Below are 21631 nucleotides of genomic sequence, written 5' to 3'. Positions count from 1 at the left end.
GACGTTGAGGGCTATTGATGAGCGCTCTCTTAATTTGCTAGGTAGCATTATCGGTGACTAGATTTAAATTTTGGCTGAAAACAGTATTTATATATGTAAGATAATAGATGTTTGATTTTGAAGGGGGAAAGCAGTAATGGGGTTTAAGACGAGGTTAGGATTACTTATTTTAGTGGATTCAATCATTGTTTTATTTTCAATTTATGTTGGTTATTGGCTGTTAAGTTCATCTGCAACGATCGTACCAACAGCAATCATCGTCAGTTCAATTGCGTTATTTGTTTGTCATCATATTTTTGCACATCGCTACAAGCTGTATCAACGTGTGTGGCAATATGCGAGTATTCAAGAGTTGACGGCGATCTTTAAGGCGGTGACGCTATCGATCGTAACCGTTGCGGTGATTTTACTTATTGGCTTTCAAGGATTCTTCATTCGTACATTACTTATCACGTGGATGTTGCACATTTTACTGATCGGTGCGTCGAGATTTTCGTGGCGTTTATACCGCGATACGAAGCTGAATAAAGGAAAAGACAAACAGCGTACACTCATTATCGGTGCGGGTGACGGTGGGAGCATGGTTGCGCGTCAACTATTAAATAGTGAAACGTCTGAGCTTCACCCAGTCGCCTTTGTTGATGATGACGTAACGAAGCATAACCTTGAAATTATGGGTCTACCAGTCATCGGCAGTGTACGAGATACAGCAAAGGTCGTTGAAGAAAACAACATTGACCATATTTTAATTGCAATTCCGTCACTTACAAAAACAGATCTTAATGACATCTTCTCGATTTGTTCAAAAACAAAGGTACGTACACAAATCATGCCGTCTGTTGAAGACATTATGTCTGGAAAAGTGTCTGTTCAACAAATTCGTGACGTACAAGTAGAAGACTTACTCGGCCGTGAGCCGGTTGAACTTGATACAGAAAAAATCGGGAACAAGCTGACTGGAAAGACGGTCGTAGTAACAGGTGCAGGTGGCTCGATCGGTTCAGAAGTATGTCGTCAAGTGTGTAACTTTACCCCAGAGAAAATCGTCCTTCTTGGCCATGGTGAAAACAGTATTTATAGTATCGAATTGGAACTAAGAAACACGTATCAAGACATTACGATTGTGACAGAGATTGCCGATGTGCAAGATAAAGAACGGATGAATGACGTGATGCATAAGCATCGTCCAGATGTCGTCTATCACGCAGCAGCACATAAGCACGTCCCACTTATGGAAAGAAACCCGCACGAAGCGGTGAAAAACAATGTGATTGGAACAAAAAACGTTGCGGAAGCTTCTCATGAAGCAGGTGTTGATACGTTTGTGATGATCTCAACTGATAAAGCAGTGAACCCAACGAGTGTGATGGGGGCAACGAAGCGAATTGCAGAAATGGTTGTCCAGCATATGGATATTGTCAGTGACACGAAGTTCGTTGCGGTTCGGTTCGGTAACGTGCTCGGTAGTCGCGGCAGTGTCATTCCACTATTCAAAAAGCAAATTGAAGCAGGTGGGCCCGTCACAGTAACAGACCCAGAAATGACGCGTTACTTTATGACGATCCCAGAAGCATCACGACTCGTCATTCAAGCTGGAGCGATTGCAAAAGGTGGCGAAGTGTTCGTCCTTGATATGGGTGAACCAGTGAAAATCGTTGACCTTGCGAAAAACTTAATTCGTCTCTCTGGCTTTAGTGAAGACGAAATCGAAATCACCTATACAGGCATGCGTCCAGGAGAAAAACTGTTTGAAGAACTGCTCGGAGAAAACGAAGTTCACAAAGAACAAATTTATCCGCAAATTTATCGCGGGAAAACACCGCAAGTAAACATCAACGTCATTTACGATCTTATCGATGAATTTGAACGAAACAGCACGGAAACACTCCGTGAAAAAACGTTAGACATTGCGCACTTTAGAGTCGAGAGCTTGAGTAGGTTGAGTGTGGTTAAGTAAGAAAAAATGAAGTTTTAATACAATGCATAGTATGTGAGTGTTACTGTTAGTAGAACTTGTGAACTAACAGTAACCTCCATTTTCGTATGTTTAGTAAATTAGTAGTTAGTTTGATCAGGTCTAACTAAGTACTAAAAGACTAAAAGAAGGGGTTACAAAAAAGTAACTGCAAAGAGGAAGGAAGTTGACAATGGGAGATCGGATTTATCTCTCATCACCACACATGAGTGATGAAGGTTATGAAATGGAATATGTAAAAGAAGCATTTGATACGAACTGGATTGCACCTCTTGGAGAAAATGTGAATGGGTTTGAAAGAGAATTAGCAGACAAGGTCGGTTCTAAAGCAGCTGCAGCAATTTCATCTGGGACGGCAGCTATTCACTTAGCTTTAAGAGCTGCAGGAGTAGGTGAAGGGGATATCGTGTTATGTCCAACACTTACATTTTCAGCTACAGCAAATCCAATTATCTATCAAAATGCAACACCAGTATTCATTGATAGTAATTATGAAACGTGGAACATGTGTCCAAAAGCATTAGAAGAGGCGTTTATAAAATATCCTGAAGTAAAGGCAGTTATCGTTGTACACCTTTACGGATTGTCAGCAGATATGGATCAAATAGTTGAACTTTGTAAGAAACATAACGTTGTTCTAATTGAAGATGCGGCTGAATCTCTTGGAACTTACTACAAAGGTAAGCATACAGGTACAATTGGTGATTACGGTATCTTCTCGTTTAATGGAAATAAAATCATTACTACTTCTGGTGGTGGAATGCTCGTTTCTAATAATGAAGAAAGAATTGCTAAAGCTAGATTCTGGGCAACTCAATCTAGAGACCAAGCGAGGCACTATCAACATAGTGAATTAGGATTCAATTATCGGATGAGTAATGTAGTAGCTGGTGTTGGTAGAGGACAACTTAAAGTATTAGACGAAAGAGTTGAAAAGAAACGTTATATCTTTGACTTTTATAAGAGAGAGTTAGGTTCTTTAGAAGGTATTGAATTTATGCCAGTAAACGATTGGGATGAGCCAAACTTTTGGTTAAGTGCGATGACGTTAACTGGTAAAGTGAGACCGATCGATATATTTGAAGTACTGGAAGCTGAGAATATTGAGTCAAGGCCAGTCTGGAAGCCGATGCATATGCAACCATTTTTTGAGAAGTATGATTTTGTAGGAACGAATGTAGCAGAAAAGTTGTTTGATGATGGTGTTTGTTTGCCGTCTGATACGAAGATGACGGATGCACAGTTGGAGAAAATTGTAGAAATTATAAAGGGGTTGTGGAGGTGAAGTGATGAGGACTTTGAATTTATTTTTAAAACGGACAATTGATATATTAGGTAGTTTAATAGGGGTTATTATTATTTCTCCAATCCTTATTATCATAGCACTGTCTATTAAATTAACATCTAAAGGTCCTGTATTTTTCAAACAAAAACGGATTGGGAAAAATGGTACAGTATTTAAGATACTCAAGTTTAGAACTATGGTTGTTAATGCTGAACAGATTGGATCAGGTTTGTTTGTTAAAACGGAGAATGATAATCGGATAACAAAAATCGGGAAATTATTACGTGCAACCAGCTTAGATGAGCTCCCACAACTTTGGAACGTTGTTATTGGCGATATGAGCTTAGTTGGGCCAAGACCACCTGTGCCACATCATCCGTATAAATATGCGGATTATAGTGACTTTCAACGAAAGCGTTTTGAAATGAAACCAGGGATGACTGGATTAACTCAGGTTACGGTTAGAAATTCTGTATCTTGGGATGAAAGAATTCCGGTTGATGTTGAGTATGTTGAAAAATTTAATATATGGTTAGACATTAAGATTCTTTTTAAAACAATACAAAAATTGTTTAAACGTGAAAGTATTTATACCCATAATAACTCAAAAGTATCTGGAAAACCTTCTAAGTATTAATCAGACCACAAGGGAGTAAAATATGCAAATTACAATTCGAAAATTCCAAGAAGACGATATTCCATATAAAGTAAAGTGGATAAACGATACGAATAATAATAAATATTTACATTATGATCTGCCTCTAAGAGAAGATAAGACTCTACAATGGTTTAAATCTCTTGATGATAGAGATGATAGGATTGACTACACTATCACGTATTCGGGAAAACCTGCAGGATTAATTGGGCTGCTAAATATTGAATTTGAAAGTATGGAAGCTGAATATTACATTTGTCTTGGTGGAGAAGAATTTAGAGGAAAAGGTATAGCTAGTATTGCAACGGACCTTTTAATTAAAAAAGCTTATAAAGAACTTAACCTTAAGAAAATATACCTTTACACAGAAGTCGATAATATTCGTGCTCAAAAACTCTTTGAAAAATGTGGGTTTGAGCAAGAAAAGCTACTAAGAAACAATTTATTTTATAATGGAAAACATGTAGATAGATATTTGTATATTCTTGATGTGGAAAACTATCTGTAAAATGTAGGTGAAATGAAAATTGGAACTAGTTGATTATCCAGTAACACCGATTCAAAAGTTAAGTGGAAATCTAAATAACAACTCATTTTATATAAAGCGAGATGATCTTCTTCCTATATCATTTGGGGGGAATAAGGTAAGGAAAGCGGTACTTTTTTTTGAAAAATTAAAGAGTGAGTCTTCTGATAGTGTAGTTACGTATGGTAGTAGTAGTTCGAATCATTGTAGAATTATATCCAATATTGCAGCGGCTAAGGGGATACCGTGCCATATTATTTCTCCAAGTGAATCTAGCTATATAACCTCTAATAAAGAAATGATTGAACTGTTTGGTGCCATAGTTACGCATTGTCCTGTATCTGAAGTCCATATTACAATTGATAAAAAGATGGAAGAGTTAAGAGAAAAAGGCTATAAACCCTATTTTATTCAGGGGGGAGGCCATGGTGATATCGGAACCCAGGCTTATGTAAATGCATATGAAGAAATTCTGGACTACGAAGCCTCAACAGGCATGTATTTTGACTACATTTTTCATACGACTGGAACAGGCACTACTCAAGCTGGACTTATATGTGGAAAAATCCTACATGGTGATGAAAGAGAAATTATTGGAATTAGCAACGCTCGAAAAAACCCATATGGTGGTCAAATTGTTTTTGAAAGTGTGAATAATTATTTGTTAGGTCAAGGAAAAGAACCAACTAGCCTTGATGCCATAAAATTCATAGATAATTATATACTAGAAGGGTATGGTTCCTATAATAATAAAATATTAAAAACCATCAAGGATGTACTAATTACTGATGGTATCCCAATGGATACAACTTACACAGGTAAGGCTTTTTGGGGTATGAAAGAGTATATTAAAGAGAATTACATTAAAGATAAAAAGGTATTATTTATCCATACAGGTGGAACACCATTGTTTTTTGATAAATTGGAGGCTTTGAAGGATGAACGATGATTTGAACATACTAATATTAAGCTGTGGAACAAGAAATAAAATAGTTCATTATTTCAAACAAGAGTTAGAAGGTAAAGGGTTTGTTATAGCTGCTGATAGTAGTGATTTAGCACCAGCACTTTATGATGCAGATAAATACTTTATTGTTCCAAGGATGGATGAAGAAGGATACTTAGATACTATTCTATCTATATGTAAAGAGAATAATATAAAGGGCGTTCTATCTCTGATAGATCCGGAAATAAGCCTACTAGCGAAATACGAGCAAGCCTTTTTGGATATTGGAACAACACCAATTGTCTCAAATTATGATGTTGTGGAAATGTGTTTTGATAAATATAAGATGTTTGAATTCTGCGTTCAAAATAAATTTAAAACTGTTAAAAGTTATGTTGATAAAGAGCACTTTTATTGTGACGTTGAAGCTGGAGTAATTAACTATCCAGTGTTTGTAAAACCTGTTAAGGGGAGTGCTAGTGTCAATATAAGTAAAGTAACATCGAAAGAAGAGATTGAACTGTTGTTTAGTAGGTTTGATAACTTAATGATACAAGAGTTCATGGATGGTATTGAATACGGTGCAGATGTATATATTGATATAATTTCAGGAGAGCCTGTTTCAATTTTTCTAAAAGAGAAATTAAAAATGAGAGCTGGAGAAACTGATAAATCGGTTTCTGTTAAAGACATGGAACTACTAAAACAAATTGAGGACTTTGTTAATGATACTGGATATAAAGGTGTTATAGACATTGATATTTTTAAGGTTAATGATGAATATTATATCTCCGAGGTAAACCCTCGGTTCGGTGGGGGATATCCGCATGCATATGAAAGTGGTGTAAATATACCGAAGATGATTATTAATAATATTAGTGGTAAAGCTAATTTAGATACAATAGGTCAGTATGATATAGGAACTTATATGATGAAATTTAATGAAGTGAAAATATTAAGACATTAAATTAGTTTTAATTAATATGTACTTGGAAGCTATAGGCGGTGAAGAAAATTAATGGATGATTACAAAAAGCATAATGTTATAATTTTGAACCACCATGCACATGCTCCAGACACAGGTGGTGGTGGAAGACATTTTGATTTAGCGCAAAGTTTAAGTGCTCGGGGACACAAAGTTACTGTTTTAGCATCATCGTACGATAATGGGAAACAAAAATACCTTTTAAATGAGAAAGAAAATGAAATTTTTTTCAATGATAATTTGAAATTTGTCAGGTTTAAAACTAAGCCAGGTTATAAAAATACCGTTACTCGTTTGTTGAATTACTATCACTATAAAATTTTGACTGCATCTTACAGTAAATTTAGCGAGAAACCGACAGTTATTATTGCTTCTTCTGTACACCCGTTTGCATGGATTTCTGGTTATAAGCTAAGTAAGAAGTATAACGCTAAATTTATTGTAGAAGTAAGAGATTTATGGCCTTTAAGCATGTATGAAGACCTTTCTGGTTTAAAGAGGAAGGTTATTTTCTCATTTTTTGAATCATTAGAGAAAAAGTATTACAAAATTGCAGATGAAATTGTTACAACAGCACCATTTGCATACGAGTATATGGATGAAAAGTTTGGCACAAATGAAGATAAAGTTCATTACATCCCTCATGGTATAGATATTAATAAATTTGATGAAAACACCAATCACAGTAGTGAAGTACTTCCTGCTGAACTAAATGAGGCCCTCGATAATTATTTCTGTGTAACGTATACAGGAGCTTTATCTAAAAGTGAAGGTTTAGAAACCTTAATTTTTGCTGCAAAACAGCTAGAAGGTTATGAAAATATTAAGATTGTAATAGTTGGTGGCGGATCAGAGAAAGAAAAGTTATTAACGTTACAAAAGCAATATAATTTAAATAATATTTTAATAATTGATAAACAACCAAGGTCTAATATCCCATTAATTTTGAAAAAGTCAAAAATACTTTTCTGTGGCCTTATGGATAGGAAGGCATTTAAATACGGAATTAGTAAAAATAAATTTTATGATTATATGGCTTCAGCAAAACCGATTATTTTTGCTTCAAATGTTAGGGGGAGCCTAATCACAAAAGCTAATGCAGGAGTTACGATTGAGCAAGGTAATCCTGAGTTATTAACTAATAATGTTCTTAATATGTATGAAAACTACAGTGACATGTCTAAAATCTACGGAAAGAACGGAAGAGATTTTGTTGAGAAGAATCACACTGTTAAAGTTATAAGCGATAAGTTTGAAAAGTTAATTGTAAAATAATAGATAGTAAAGTAGAGGTTCATATGATTAAATCATTAGTAAAAGATTATGGAGTAAAGTGGGTATTTAACCGCTTTTTATACTCAACAAAGTTAAATATGCTAAAACGTTTTCCTATTTCAGAGCGCCTTTTTGAGAAAAGTGTTGACGTTAAAAGAATTGATATCTTTGAAATAAATATCGATGCAATTGAAGCTTTTTTAAAGAATATTGATTCTGGAGAAAAAGAAAAAATCATTACTATAGCAGATAATTCAATTAATGGTAAGATTAAGGGATTTTCTTCTGTTGAACTAGATTATGGTTCACCAATTCAGTGGAACTATCATCCGATGACTAAGGCGAGGGTAGATGTACAAAGAAAATGGTTTCAAATCCCAGACTTTGATCCTAACCGAGGAGATATTAAAGCAATATGGGAAGCCTCAAGGTTTACTCATTTTTTCTATCTTTCAAGAGCTTTTATGTTAACGAAGGATGAAAAATATTACTATGCGTTTTCTAGCCAGTTAGAAAGCTGGGTAAAGCAGAACCCCTATCCTTATGGACCTCATTATAAATGTGGTCAGGAAGCTACACTTCGAATGATAGCAGCGTTGATGAATTACTCTGTATTTTCCCAATATGGCTTACCAAATAGTGGAGATGTTAGAAACTTAAAAAAACTTGTAGAAGGAAGTTATAAGAAAGTGTTGTCGAACTTCTTTTATGCAAAAAATTGTATTAAAAACAACCATACTTTATCTGAAATCACTGGTTTAATAATAGGAAGCTGGTGTGCTGTGGATAGTAAATCTTTAAATAGAGCTTATAAGCTTCTAGAGAAAGAGATAAAATTCCAGTTTTCATACGATGGTGGTTATATTCAAAACTCAGTAAACTATCAGCGTTTCGCTTTACAAATTATGGAATGTGTTATGGCACTTGGAGATGCAACAGGGAAAAACCTTTCAAAGGAGAGTCAATCGCTTGTTTATAAAAGTGCTCAACAGCTATATCAAATTCAAAGTGAAAATGGTGATGTTCCAAACCGCGGATCTAATGACGGTGCTTTAATCTTTCCAGTTACAAATTGCAATTACCGTGATTTTCGGCCAGTGATTAATACAATAAATTCACTCATTGATAACCAAAGAATATATGATAAAGGGCTATATGACGAAGAGATCTTATGGTTTACAAATATCAAAGATATTTGTGAAATATCACAGGTAGAAATAAAGAGAAAGACTTTCAGTTACCCTGAAGCAGGACTTTATACGTTGAGGTATAATGATAATAGCTTTTTAATGACAATTTTAAAAGATAATAAAACGAGGCCGACACATATGGATCAACTCCATATTGACCTATGGCATAAAGGTATAAATGTTTTTTGTGATGCTGGCAGTTATTCATATGCAGATCCAGAGGGGAAAAAACTAGCATTTACTTCTGCTCATAATACAGTAAAGGTTGATGGAAAGGAGCAAATGACAAAAAAAGGGGCATTTTTGGTGCTTGACTGGAGTAGGGCAAAAAACATTGATTATAACTCCTCGCATTTTAGTGGAACAATGGTTTCACAGAAAGGTTATGAACATACCAGAAAGATTCAAAAAAACGAAATGGGATACTCGGTTAATGATGTCGTGGTTGGAGATGTAGAAGAGTGTGATTTTTATTTTCATACACCTTGTGATGTTAAAGTGACTAAGACAGGGTTTGACCTTTATAATAAAGGTCAACTTATGTGTAGTATACAAACAGATGGTTTGGTGAGGGTCCAAGAAGCTTATAGGAGTTTATATTATTTAAATAAAGAGGAAATAAACTGTGTGACTGTTAAAGGAAGTATAGAAGAAAAGCAATACAGTATGAATTTTAATATAGAGTTAAAATAACAAATAGGTACTTTATACAAAATTAGTCGGAATGAACGGAACTTTTGATAAATATAATTGGGCTCTGATATATAGGCTTACCAAGGGTTCTCATGTTAGTCAAAAGTGAAATCAAGGTAGTTGGTATTGACAAGCTTACTTTTGAAGAAGAGGGATTACAGGACTTATTTTAAGAAGCCATTTAAATGGAATTAAGTTTTCAACTGGAAAGCAAGAGAAACACACTTATATTTTGGCAGTTCCAACACCTTATATTAAGGAAAGTAAAAAGCTTGATCCTAAATAGGCTTTATGAGCGGTGATGATATCCATTTAATGCGTGCACCTGAAAGGATTATCCCGTGTAATATAATTTATGAATTTGAAAATAACCCAAGAACTATTGGTCAGATAATGTTGGAATTGAAGAAAAGATTAAAGGGTTTATTTTAATTTCTGTAAAGCAGAATCGCAGTTACAGATATAAGTTCAGCAGAAATTTATAAGGTTGTAGAGAACACTTATAGAGATATTAATTTTGCATTTGCAAATGAATTAGCGCAAATATGTTGTACTGATAATATGAATGTTATGAGATTATTAGAACTGCTAATACGCATCCATGAATTAATATGTTACAACCAGGGTCAAGTGTTGGAGGTCGTTGCATTTCTATTGATCCCGGCTTCTTACTTGGAGATTATCCATACTTAACAAACCTTATCTTAACAACAAGAAGAATTAATGACTCTATGCTAAGACGTGTACTAGGACGTATTGGAGGAATTATGAGAGAGCATAGGATTATAGATGTCTCCAAAGTTTGTCTTATGGATTATCGTATAAAGAGAATGTGGTTTAGGGCGAATAGACGAGCAAAATTTTGAAGACTTTTTAAATGAGTAGAAATACTTGTTGTTATGGTTGGACATGATCATATTAAGAATAGTTAGGATAATATTAAATACAAACTTATTCTTGATCCGAAAAATATTATAAGTGTAGATAGGGTGTATAAGCTATGAGAATCGACTTTGAGGTGGTTATATGAAGGGGTATATAATCCATGACAATAAATTCACTAAAAAAATAAAATTAATCCTCGATAAACTTGAGGATAATTCAAAAATCTTTGTCACAGATCGCTCGTTATATAATGAATTAATGGAAATGGATTTTAATGATATAATTTTTTTGGATTTGTTTATTGAAACGGAATCGGAGAAAAAAATTGAGTTAACTAATGAAATAGTTAAAGATATTGATTATATATCGGAAAACAATTACAGCTATTCACCGGAATTACTAGTTAATAAAATATATAATATGATTTGTATGATAGTAAATATGGTTAATCAGCTTGAAAAATATCTAAAGGAATATCATATTAATTGTTTAGTTATATACGGCGGTTCCGATAGCGAGCAGTTTTTAGCTTTAACATTAGCAGAGGGAGAGCGTCCTTTTAGATTTTTATATAAAAGAAACTGGTTTTTGAATAACTTTATTTACCATTCGTTCAAATCGAAATATGATATTTTATGGAAAAATAAAACTCCATCTATTTACTTGAAAACATTATCGTTTATAAAGTTGAATGCTATTTCTATAGGGAAAAGTATCTTTATAATAAGAAAAGTACTAGAGGCCATGAGAGAAACTAAGGTTACTTTTAAAGATAGTTTATTAAAGTATGGAATCTTTGTTGTGCGAAGTCCAATACAAATTAGCCCTCTAGTTCCAATTTATAGGGAGATTGAAAAAAGAAAGGAAATGACACCTATATATCTTTCTTTCGAAAATTATTCAAATAATAAAATTCATAAAGAATTTTTAAAACACAAGGTAAACAATTACAACCTTTATCAATTACTTACCTTTTCTAAATTATTTAAAATAAACAAAAAAATTTATTATATAAAGAAAAGAATCAAAAAACGTCAAAATAGAGATTTCTACATTTTTGATAATAAAATTAGTTTAGATTGTAGCAAACTTATGAAAGAACTTACAGTATATTGGTTTGATACTTTGGTTTTCAATCACTTATTAAATAAATTCGATGATACAATGCAAAAAGATCTTGTAGTATTAATAAACAATGAGACTCACGGGTATCACTCTGCACTTCAAACAAAGTGGGCTAGACAGAGGAAAGTTCCTTCAGTAGGGATTCAGCATGTTTCTATTAGTGACCGTTTATTACCTAAAATTTCATGGAATAATGTAATGTTTATGATGTCCAATGAAATTGCCAATAAATTAAATTCTTTAAAATCAGACGAAGAATTTGCTTATGTTGGACCAATTTCTTATGATGATTATTTTAACACTTCAAAACATAAGAATGACTTTAAGGTAATCTCTATATTTACACAACCAGATGATTTTAAAGTAGACTATTTCAAAATAATAGAAGATATAATAGAAATTATTAAAAAGAATGAGTTCAATTTCGATATTAAGGTCAAGCTCCATCCTAGAGAGAAAGACAAAAAAACTTTTATGAAATACAAGGATTACTATCAAAAACTTGAAATTATAACTGATGAAGTAGATAGTTCTACGTTAATTTCAAATAGTGATTTAGTCTTGTCTATTCATTCAGGAACTTTAATGCAAGCAATATTTATTGGTACTCCAGCTATTAGTATTAACTATCAAAAAAAGCACAAAATAAAATTTGATTTTATCCAAGACGATGTAACTACTAAGGTATTTAGTAAACAAGAACTTGAAAATCAACTGAAAAACCTAAGAGTGCTTAATGGAAAATATTTTATAAATAGGAAAAAGTATCTCAAGTATAAGCTAGGAGACTATCAAGGTGATGCAGCATCTAGAGTTTATGACTATATTATGAATTTTAAATCTAATAGTACAATAAGAGAATAGCTTACTTAAATAAAGGGCGTTGTATATGACTACAAGTATTAAACAGGACAAGGGTGCTACAATATTTTTACACCTATTATTCCTTCACTTTATCGCATTCCAGATTTTATCTATTCTTAGAGCTACTGCCATTTATAATACATCTTTTTTAGCTGTATATTCTAGTCTGTTAATTTCTTTAGTGATGGTATTATTTTTCATGACAAAATTAAATAAGGTGAGGTTTACTGTAGTTGAAATAATCCTATTATTTTTTCCATTAATTTACTTTTTGTTTGGATTTTTAATAAATGACTCGTATAGGGACTTAGTTGCTGATACCTACAATGCACTATTTTTTGTAATGCTTATAGTTTATATGCGAAGTCAGAACATTAATTTTGATAAAGAACTACAGATTAAATTTGCAAATTGGATGTTTATTGGTTTAGTCATTTCGACAATCAGTTATTGGGTTGCCCCTTTTATAGGATTTAATGTATTCAGCGTAGGAGGAACATCTATTTTTTTTGTTTTTCCACTAATAGTATATCTGTTTAACAAACAATACCTGAAATTTATAATTGTACTTATTTTACTTATAATAGCTAGTAAAAGAGGTGTATTGCTAGGCGTCCTATCTGTTTTATTAATAGTGGGGTTTGGTAATGCGAATATGAAACCAATTGTAAGAGCCTTAATGGTGATTTCGGTTACTATGATCTTCGCCAGTATAATTTTCTTTACACTTAGCCCAGATAAGTTTAATCAATTTCCAGAACGTATACAGCCCCTTCTTTACAAAACGATGTTTGTAAACCCGCTATCTGAGTACAATAGGATAGAAAGCGATGCAAGAGTTAGAGAAGTGATATATGCTATGAAACCTTTGATAGACAATCCTGTTTTATTAATTACTGGAATGGGAGCAGGATACACTTATGAATATTTTAGTAGTGATGGTACCCTTATTCGAGAAGCACACAAAAATGTTCACTTTACACCAATAGCAATCTTCACAAGATATGGACCTATTTATACACTTATCATTTATGGGTATATTTTAAGTATAATTATTATTAATTACCGAAGGTTACAAAGAAAAAAACTATCGATTGAAAATACTATTCTACTCTTCTATTTAATTGCAGGGCTGATTAATTCATTTACTGCGTATACAATATACTTGGACTATTTATTCATTATGGCTCTAGGTATTTTAACAGCTAATATTAAAAGGAGTTAGATAGGTTAATTGCTTGAAATGACTAGTTATCATAAAAAATTTTATAGCTAAGGAGAGAACTAAATGAATATTAATGGTAAAACAATACTAATAACAGGTGGAACTGGTTCTTTTGGTAAAAAATTCATTTCTAAGGTATTAGAACAGGACGTGAAAAAAGTAATTGTTTTTAGCCGAGATGAATTAAAGCAATATGAAATGGCTCAAAAATATACTGACCCTCGAATTCGTTTTTTTATTGGAGATGTGCGCGATAAAGATCGTCTATATAGGGCTTTTGATGGAGTGGATATTGTCATTCATGCGGCGGCGTTAAAGCATGTTGGAGCTTGCGAATACAACCCATTTGAAGCTGTAAAGACTAACATTCATGGTGCACAGAATATAATTGAGGCTGCTATAGATCGTGGTGTTGAAAAAGTAATAGCTTTAAGTACTGATAAGGCGGCAAGTCCAATTAACTTATATGGAGCAACTAAGTTAGCATCAGATAAATTATTTGTTGCTGGTAATTCATATGCTGGGAATAAAGAAACAAGGTTTTCTGTAGTTCGTTATGGAAACGTAGTAGGAAGTCGTGGAAGTGTAGTACCATTCTTTAAAAAACTTAAGGCTCAAGGAGAAATACAGATTCCTATTACAGATGAACGAATGACACGTTTTTGGATTACGTTAGACCAAGGTGTTCAATTTGTGATTGACAATCTTCAGAGAATGAAAGGCGGAGAAATCTTCATACCAAAGATTCCGAGCATGAAGGTTACGGATTTAGCAGAAGCAATTGCTCCAGAATGTGAAATAAAAATAGTTGGAATTCGCCCTGGAGAAAAATTACATGAAGCAATGATTAATGAAGATGATGCACGCCAAACTTTAGAGTATGACACTTATTATGTTATCCAACCAGAATTTCCTTGGTGGAGGGAAGAGTATTCAAACGGTGGTAAACCATTACCTGAAGGCTTCACCTATATAAGTGATGTAAATGACCATTGGTTAACTGTTGATGAACTTAGGCAATTAGTAAAAGAGTAATCACTATTTTCCTCTATTTAATATGGAAAGGAAGTTTAATATGGATACTAAAACAATCAGAGACAGTTACTTACCATATGGGCGTCAGTGGATTGATGAAGATGATATTCAATCAGTGGTAAATGTATTAAAAGGCGACTATTTAACAACAGGACCGGCAGTAGTAGAGTTTGAACAAGCTGTTGCTTCTTACGTGGGAGCTCAATATGCTGTTGCATTTTCGAATGGAACAGCTGCCCTTCACGGTGCTTGCTTTGCAGCAGGTATTGGTGAAGGAGATGAAGTTATTACAACACCGATGACCTTTGCCGCTAGTTCTAATTGTGTTCTTTATCAAGGTGGCAAGCCGGTCTTTGCTGATATAGATCCCAAAACTTATAATATTGACCCCAAAAAAGTTAAAGAGTTAATTAACGAGAATACCAAAGCAATTATTCCTGTACATTTCACAGGACAACCAGTTGCTATAGATGAAATTCACCAACTTGCTAAAAATTATAATCTCGTGGTAATCGAGGATGCTGCACATGCTTTGGGTGCGACTTATAAAGAGAAAAAAATAGGTTCATTAAGTGGTATGACAATGTTCAGTTTTCACCCTGTAAAACATATTACTTCAGGAGAAGGCGGGGTCATAACAACTAATAATGAAGAGTTTTATCAAAAATTATTACAATTTAGATCCCATGGAATTACTAGAGAATCTGATAAGTTGATTGAAAATCATGGACCTTGGTATTATGAAATGCAGTTCTTAGGTTTTAATTATCGAATGACCGATATTCAAGCTGCTCTTGGTACTAGTCAATTGAAGAAGATTGATAAGTTTGTTGACTTAAGAAAGAAGTATGTGTCGATATACAATAAGGCTTTTAAAGAGTTAAAGGAAGTTCAAATACCATATCAGGAACAGTATGGATCATCAAGCTGGCATTTATATATTATACGTTTAAATTTAGATAAGCTTTTGGGGGATAGAAAAGAAATCTTCGAGGCTTTACTTAATGAAAATATTGGTGTTAACGTACATTATATTCCTGTTCACCTTCTGCCATACTATACACAATTGGGTTATCAACGTGGTATATGTCCAAATTCAGAAAAATTGTATGAGGAAATCATTACATTACCACTTTTCCCTGCTATGACAGAAGAAGATGTTATGGATGTAATAGCAGCTGTAAATAAAGTAATAAATAATTATCGAAAGTAGGGCAATTACATGAAAATTGCAGCTATTATACAAGCTAGAATGGGGTCAACAAGACTTTCAGGAAAAGTAATGAAAGATATAAAAGGGAGAACCGTACTATCACATGTGATAGAAAGAGTTAATCAATCTAATTTAATAGATGAGATTATTATTGCTACAACTGTAAAAGAAAGAGATACTATTATTGAAAATGAAGCAATTAAATGTGGTGCTAAGGTATATAGGGGAAGTGAAGAAGACGTTCTCAGTCGTTACTATTTAGCAGCAAAAGAAAACAATATTGATATTGTTGTAAGAATTACTTCTGATTGTCCTGTAATTGATGCAAATGTAATAGATGAAATTCTTAATTTCTATTTAGAAGAAAAATATGACATTGTAACAAATGCTGGATCCGATCTAAGTCAAAGAACATTTCCTAGAGGATTGGACACAGAAGTATTTTCTTTTGAAGTATTAGAAGATGCATTTAATAATGGAAGAGAAAAGTATCATAGAGAACATGTCACTCCCTACATTTATGAAAACAGTAATGAAATACATTACTTAAAGAATGATGTTAATTATTCTATGTATCGGTGGACATTAGATACAGAAGAGGATTTCGAATTAATAAATGAAATTTATAATAGACTATATAAAGGAACACATGATTTTTATCTTCAAGATATTATAGAGATATTCAAGCAAGAACCTAAACTTTTTACTTTCAATGCACATATTGAACAAAAGAAACTCAAATAATCATAAGGATGAAAAGTATGAGGGCGTTGATCTTTACAGAAGGCGGTAGTCAAATAGGTTTAGGACATATCTCAAGGTGTACCTCTTTATATGATGAATTGGCGGACAGAGGAATTGAAGTTGAATTCATTGTTAATAGCGACACGCCTCAATTTGAAATAATAAAAGATAAGCAGTACAAAATATTTAATTGGTTGTCAAAGGAATTTTTAACAAACTATATTAAACAGAGCGACTATTGCATTGTAGACTCTTACTTGGCTAGTGAAGATTTATATCGAGTTATTTCAAATCGTGCCAGAAAAACTCTATTTATTGATGACATTGGAAGGATTGAATATCCAAAAGGTATTGTAGTTAACCCATCTCTTAGTACTAAAGCAGTTAAGTATCCTATAAGTGATATGAACTGCTATTTACTTGGACCTAAATATATTATTTTGAGAAGCCCTTTCATCCAAGTTAAAAGAGAGAATATTAACTGGCAAGTAAAAGAAGTACTAATAACACTAGGTGGGTCTGACATACACAATTTAACTCCAAGTATCCTAAATAAACTTTGCAATGACAACTCAGAAATTACTTTCAATGTAGTAATTGGAAATGCGTTTAATAATGTTAAAGAAATAAAAAGTTTTTCCTCAAAGAATGTCAACTTTTATGAGAATGCTACAGCTAGGGAAATGAAATCTATAATGCTTAAGTCTGATTTTGCTATAACGGCTGCAGGACAGACTATTTATGAATTATTAGCGACACAAACACCTTTTATTCCAATAAAGATTATAGATAATCAGAATAATAATGTTGCTGGATTAAAAGAGTATAATTTGGTAAAAAAAATACTGGACTATAAGAATATAAACTTATTACATGAATTAGAAGATGAGTTCAATAAGTTGTTAAATGCCGATAAAAGAACTCAAATAATCCATAGCTATAATGAGATAATCGATGGATTAGGTAGGAGACGACTTATTGACAAACTGGTTGATGATAAAGGGGTGAGATAACTATGAGTATACTCTTTTGTGGATTTGGGAAATTGGGAAAAGATTGTGTACAAAGGCTAATTGCTGAAGGATATGCTATATCTTTTATACTCACTCATAAGGAATTAGATAATGAAAGTGTAGATACCTTCGCGAAAAAACATAATATTAAATTCTCCTATAAAGATGCAAGAAAGTATATGAATGATATAAAAGAAGCGATCTCTCAAGAACATATTGATTATTTGATAAGTGTAAATTATAGATATATTCTTCCAAAAGAGATTTTTAAATTACCAAAATATGCATTGAACATTCATGGTTCATTGTTGCCGAAGTATAGAGGGAGAACCCCCCATGTTTGGAGTATTATTAACGGAGAAGACTTTAGTGGAATAACTTCCCACATTATAGAAGAAACTGTAGATACTGGAGATATCATTGAGCAAATTCCTGTAAGAATTAAAAGTGACGATACAGGTTACAGTTTACTGAAGAAGTACGAAGAGTTGTATCCGGAGTTGTTAATAAACTCATTGAAAAAACTAGCAGATAATAAGCCACTTATTAAACAAAAAGAACAGGAAGCTAGTTTTTTTGGTAAGAGAACACCTGATATGGGGTATATTGACTTTTACAAGAATGCGAATGAAGTAATTAATTTTGTAAGAGCTCAGGCAAAGCCATATCCAGGTGCTTATTATTTTTTAAAGGATGGAAATAAGATTATCATTAATCAATTAATAGTAGAAGAATCGATAGCACATGATATGCCTATAGGAGTCATTAATAATGTGAACGGGGAATATTACGTGAAATGTAAGAATAATATACTGAAGATTGTTGACTATAAAGTCATTTAATTATGACAGGAGGAAAAGAAATGTCAATTAATATAGGTGATTTTAAAATTGATAAAAAGAGCCCAACTTTTATAATTGCAGAACTTTCGGCAAATCATGGTCATGATATAAATGTTGCTAAGGATACAATCAAAGCAGCTAAAGAGGCTGGTGCTGATGCAATAAAGTTACAGACATATACTGCAGATACGATTACGATAGATTGTAATAACGATTATTTTAAGATTAAGAGCGGAACAATATGGGATGGAAGAACGTTGCATGATCTATATAAAGAGGCCTATACTCCATGGGAATGGCATGGAGAGTTGATGGAATATGCTGAGGAACTTGATATAATTTGTTTTTCAAGTCCTTTTGACAATAGTGCGGTTGATTTGTTAGAAAGCTTAGAGGTCCCTGCATATAAGATAGCATCATTTGAAATAACAGATATTCCATTAATAGAATATGTTGCTTCAAAGAAGAAACCAATAATTATTTCAACTGGAATTGCAACACTAAGCGAAATAGACGATGCTGTAACAGCATGTAGAAAAGTAGGAAATGATCAGATAATTTTATTAAAGTGTACATCTGCATATCCAGCAAAAATTGAAGATGCAAACCTAAGAACAATGCAAAACCTGAAAGAAACTTTTAATGTGGAAGTGGGATTATCAGACCATACTTTAGGAGTGACAGTACCCATTGTCTCAGTTGCTTTAGGAGCAAAAGTTATTGAAAAACATTTTATTTTAGATAAGAGTATTGGTGGTCCAGATGCTAGTTTTTCCCTTGATAAAGAGGAATTTAAACAACTTGTAGATTCAGTAAGAGATGCAGAGAAAGCATTAGGATGTGTTGATTACAAACTCACAGACAAAAAGATAAAAAGTAGGCAGTTTTCTCGCTCTTTATTTGTTGTGAAAGATATAAAGGAAGGAGAAATTTTTACAAAAGAGAACGTTAGATCTATTAGACCTGGAAACGGCCTTTCACCGAAATATATAAAAGATATACTTGGGAAAAAGGCAAATGAAGATTATAAGAGAGGAACTCCGGTTTCCTTTAAAATGTTTAAATAAATGTATTTCATAATTCTAAGCTTACGTGGCTCAATGGTTCTAAGGCATGTAAAATGGGAACATCTCTAAATGTCGAATTAAGTAAGTGACTAGGGAACTAACTCGAGTAGGAAGAAACCCTTTATGTTGGTTGTACGACAAGAGAGTCTTTTAAATCTAAAATTCACATGACTAAGAGTCTAATATTGCCGTCAAGAGGTCCACTTAGGGTACCGAAAGACTACTTAAACTACCCAACCATAATTCTATGTTTGGTGTTCAGAATTATGGAAAGAGTCCCGAAATGACATCTATAGACAGGTTCACTGCATGAATGGGGAATTGGTTATTGCTTATAACAAACCAATGAGCCAGAGTCTATTAGATTCGACTCGAATTTTCTCTTTGTCAAAAGGTTTAATAGTAAAGGTTGGCAAAAACCTTTGCCGTTAAAGTACTCCTGCACTTGGGTCTCAAGCATGGGAAATTGCTACAATATACGTAGTTCCGTCGAGTGTATTATTGTCGAGACACATGGTTTTGACTTGAGGAGGCTAAGCGGCTCGTCTTCAAATAGGAAGTGAATGTCCAGAATAATTTCATAAAAAAGTGAATAATCAAATCTAACCCTACTATGCTAATCTATAGTAGGATAGCTAGTAGAAGAAAATTTACTTACTATATATTGATTCTTCTACTGGCTTAGGTATTATTTACAGTCTTTGTTTTAAAATAATCTTTAGGGTTCGGTGTATAGTGAGGGTGTTAAAATGTTATCGAAAGTAACTCGATTAATTGACACGAAAAGAGATATTATTAAAGATGTATTTGTATTATCTATATCTAAATACTTTAAGCAAGGTACAATTTTTATAAAAGGCTTATTATTAGCCAGTGTACTAACAGTAGAGGATTTTGGAATTTATAGTTTATTTATGTTATTTATAACATTTTCTGTTTTTATTTCTTTGGGGTCGACTTATGCATTAAATAAACAACTATCAATTAATCATACAGACCTTATACAAAGAGGATTAACAATAAGACGATCCCAATTAATATTAGTCTCTAGTAATATTCTATTTTTTATACTTTTTATTATTATTGCTTTAAATATTCAAACAGTTTTTAACCATGGAATTATTATTGTTTATTTAAGTCTTATATTAAAACAATATAACATTTTTTATGAAAATATCTTAAGGGCTTTTCAAGAGTTTAAAAAAATTTCTATAGGTCTATTTTTAGTCGCGTTTATAGACTTGTTATTAATATTAGCTTTTATAGGAAAAATAAACATAAATTTGATTATAACCTTTTACTTAATTGCTGTTCTATTGTCGAATCTATTTTATAGGTTTGCTACTAAAGAGATAACTAGAGAAAGTCTTTCTCCACTAAAGAAAAGCCATTTTACTGAAAGTAAAATGGCTTTATATAATCATTTTATATTAGGCATTTCTTTATTATTATACAACTTAAATTATTTATTATTTTTAAACACTGACAAAATAATAGTCAGTTCCTTTTTTGGTATAGAAAAACTAGGAGTATATACATTTGCAACAAATATAGTCGCCGGAACTATGATTTTATTACAAGGTATTAATTATATAATGTATCCCAAGCTATTAAAAAAATTCTCAGTCATAGATTCATCCCGAAGTGCCTTGATATTATATAAAAAAATCATTTTTTTATTAATTCCTTCTTTATTAGTAATTAATACTTGTATCTTTTTCGTTTCTTCTATATTTATAAGAAATTTATATGTGGAATACATTGACGGAATCATAATTATATTAATTCTTTATATAGGGCAAATATTTAATGTTGTAACAATGTACAGTAATACAATAAGTATAGCGCAAAACAAGGAGTCTTTTTTAATAAAGATACAATTACTCAGTCTAGGTTTGAACATAATTTTAGGCGTGTTATTTCTTAATTTTGGTTTGGCTTTTTACTATATTGCAGTTGCAACTGTACTTTCACAAATGTTCCTTTGTGTATTATCGGTGATTAACACATTTTCTGTAATCAAGCATAACGGAAAAAATAAACATTGATTAATAATTTTTATATCCTCGAAGGTATAGGAAGTAAATT

General features: G+C 32.6%; 18 protein-coding genes. All 18 read left to right on the top strand.

The annotated features are described in order from the left end of the window. Nucleotides 1-136: 136 nt before the first annotated feature. Nucleotides 137-1957 carry a polysaccharide biosynthesis protein gene (locus LGQ02_RS19595; protein WP_226515962.1) on the top strand — a complete coding sequence of 607 codons (1821 nt, stop codon included), beginning with the start codon at nt 137-139 and terminating at the stop codon, nt 1955-1957. A gap of 190 nt (nt 1958-2147) precedes the next feature. After that, nucleotides 2148-3260, top strand: coding sequence for a DegT/DnrJ/EryC1/StrS family aminotransferase (locus LGQ02_RS19590; protein WP_226515961.1), 1113 nt, complete (start codon nt 2148-2150; stop codon nt 3258-3260). A 4-nt stretch (nt 3261-3264) separates the two neighbouring features. Continuing rightward, entirely contained in the window at nt 3265-3897 is a 633-nt protein-coding gene (locus LGQ02_RS19585; RefSeq protein WP_226515960.1) for a sugar transferase, read from the top strand. 22 nt (nt 3898-3919) lie between these two features. Beyond that, nucleotides 3920-4423 carry a GNAT family N-acetyltransferase gene (locus LGQ02_RS19580; protein ID WP_226515959.1) on the top strand — a complete coding sequence of 168 codons (504 nt, stop codon included), beginning with the start codon at nt 3920-3922 and terminating at the stop codon, nt 4421-4423. Nucleotides 4424-4442: 19 nt separating this feature from the next. Continuing rightward, nucleotides 4443-5390 (top strand): 1-aminocyclopropane-1-carboxylate deaminase/D-cysteine desulfhydrase, encoded by a 948-nt coding sequence (locus LGQ02_RS19575; RefSeq protein ID WP_226515958.1) that lies wholly within the window; start codon nt 4443-4445, stop codon nt 5388-5390. Further along, nucleotides 5380-6354 (top strand): ATP-grasp domain-containing protein, encoded by a 975-nt coding sequence (locus LGQ02_RS19570; protein ID WP_226515957.1) that lies wholly within the window; start codon nt 5380-5382, stop codon nt 6352-6354. The genes LGQ02_RS19575 and LGQ02_RS19570 overlap by 11 nt, the downstream gene beginning before the upstream one ends. A gap of 51 nt (nt 6355-6405) precedes the next feature. Continuing rightward, nucleotides 6406-7647: a glycosyltransferase family 4 protein gene (locus LGQ02_RS19565; RefSeq protein WP_226515956.1), complete on the top strand. Its 1242-nt coding sequence runs from the start codon at nt 6406-6408 to the stop codon at nt 7645-7647. Nucleotides 7648-7670: 23 nt separating this feature from the next. Continuing rightward, complete coding sequence (locus LGQ02_RS19560) at nt 7671-9530, top strand: heparinase II/III domain-containing protein (RefSeq protein WP_226515955.1); 1860 nt, start codon at nt 7671-7673, stop codon at nt 9528-9530. A gap of 447 nt (nt 9531-9977) precedes the next feature. Then, complete coding sequence (locus LGQ02_RS19555) at nt 9978-10223, top strand: hypothetical protein (protein ID WP_319003543.1); 246 nt, start codon at nt 9978-9980, stop codon at nt 10221-10223. A gap of 333 nt (nt 10224-10556) precedes the next feature. Further along, complete coding sequence (locus LGQ02_RS19550) at nt 10557-12404, top strand: hypothetical protein (protein ID WP_226515954.1); 1848 nt, start codon at nt 10557-10559, stop codon at nt 12402-12404. A 25-nt stretch (nt 12405-12429) separates the two neighbouring features. Next, nucleotides 12430-13629: a hypothetical protein gene (locus LGQ02_RS19545; RefSeq protein ID WP_226515953.1), complete on the top strand. Its 1200-nt coding sequence runs from the start codon at nt 12430-12432 to the stop codon at nt 13627-13629. 63 nt (nt 13630-13692) lie between these two features. After that, nucleotides 13693-14664 carry a UDP-N-acetylglucosamine 4,6-dehydratase (inverting) gene (gene pseB / locus LGQ02_RS19540; protein ID WP_226515952.1) on the top strand — a complete coding sequence of 324 codons (972 nt, stop codon included), beginning with the start codon at nt 13693-13695 and terminating at the stop codon, nt 14662-14664. Nucleotides 14665-14704: 40 nt separating this feature from the next. Next, nucleotides 14705-15877, top strand: coding sequence for a UDP-4-amino-4,6-dideoxy-N-acetyl-beta-L-altrosamine transaminase (pseC, locus tag LGQ02_RS19535; protein ID WP_226515951.1), 1173 nt, complete (start codon nt 14705-14707; stop codon nt 15875-15877). 9 nt (nt 15878-15886) lie between these two features. Beyond that, complete coding sequence (locus LGQ02_RS19530; RefSeq protein ID WP_226515950.1) at nt 15887-16621, top strand: glycosyltransferase family protein; 735 nt, start codon at nt 15887-15889, stop codon at nt 16619-16621. A gap of 17 nt (nt 16622-16638) precedes the next feature. Continuing rightward, on the top strand, nt 16639-17634 hold the full coding sequence (gene pseG / locus LGQ02_RS19525; protein ID WP_226515949.1) for a UDP-2,4-diacetamido-2,4,6-trideoxy-beta-L-altropyranose hydrolase: 996 nt from the start codon (nt 16639-16641) through the stop codon (nt 17632-17634). Nucleotides 17635-17636: 2 nt separating this feature from the next. Then, nucleotides 17637-18476, top strand: a complete 840-nt coding sequence (locus tag LGQ02_RS19520; RefSeq protein WP_226515948.1) for a methionyl-tRNA formyltransferase — start codon at nt 17637-17639, stop codon at nt 18474-18476. 20 nt (nt 18477-18496) lie between these two features. After that, nucleotides 18497-19543, top strand: a complete 1047-nt coding sequence (gene pseI, locus LGQ02_RS19515) for a pseudaminic acid synthase (RefSeq protein WP_226515947.1) — start codon at nt 18497-18499, stop codon at nt 19541-19543. Between the two features lie 749 nt (nt 19544-20292). After that, nucleotides 20293-21591, top strand: a complete 1299-nt coding sequence (locus tag LGQ02_RS19510; RefSeq protein ID WP_226515946.1) for an oligosaccharide flippase family protein — start codon at nt 20293-20295, stop codon at nt 21589-21591. The last annotated feature ends 40 nt before the right edge of the window (nt 21592-21631 follow it).

This window comes from Bacillus shivajii, from assembly GCF_020519665.1.
GTDB lineage: Bacteria > Bacillota > Bacilli > Bacillales > Salisediminibacteriaceae > Bacillus_CA > Bacillus_CA shivajii.
The sequence above is the reverse complement of the archived record's forward strand: the minus strand, read 5'-3'. Positions and strand labels throughout refer to the sequence as shown.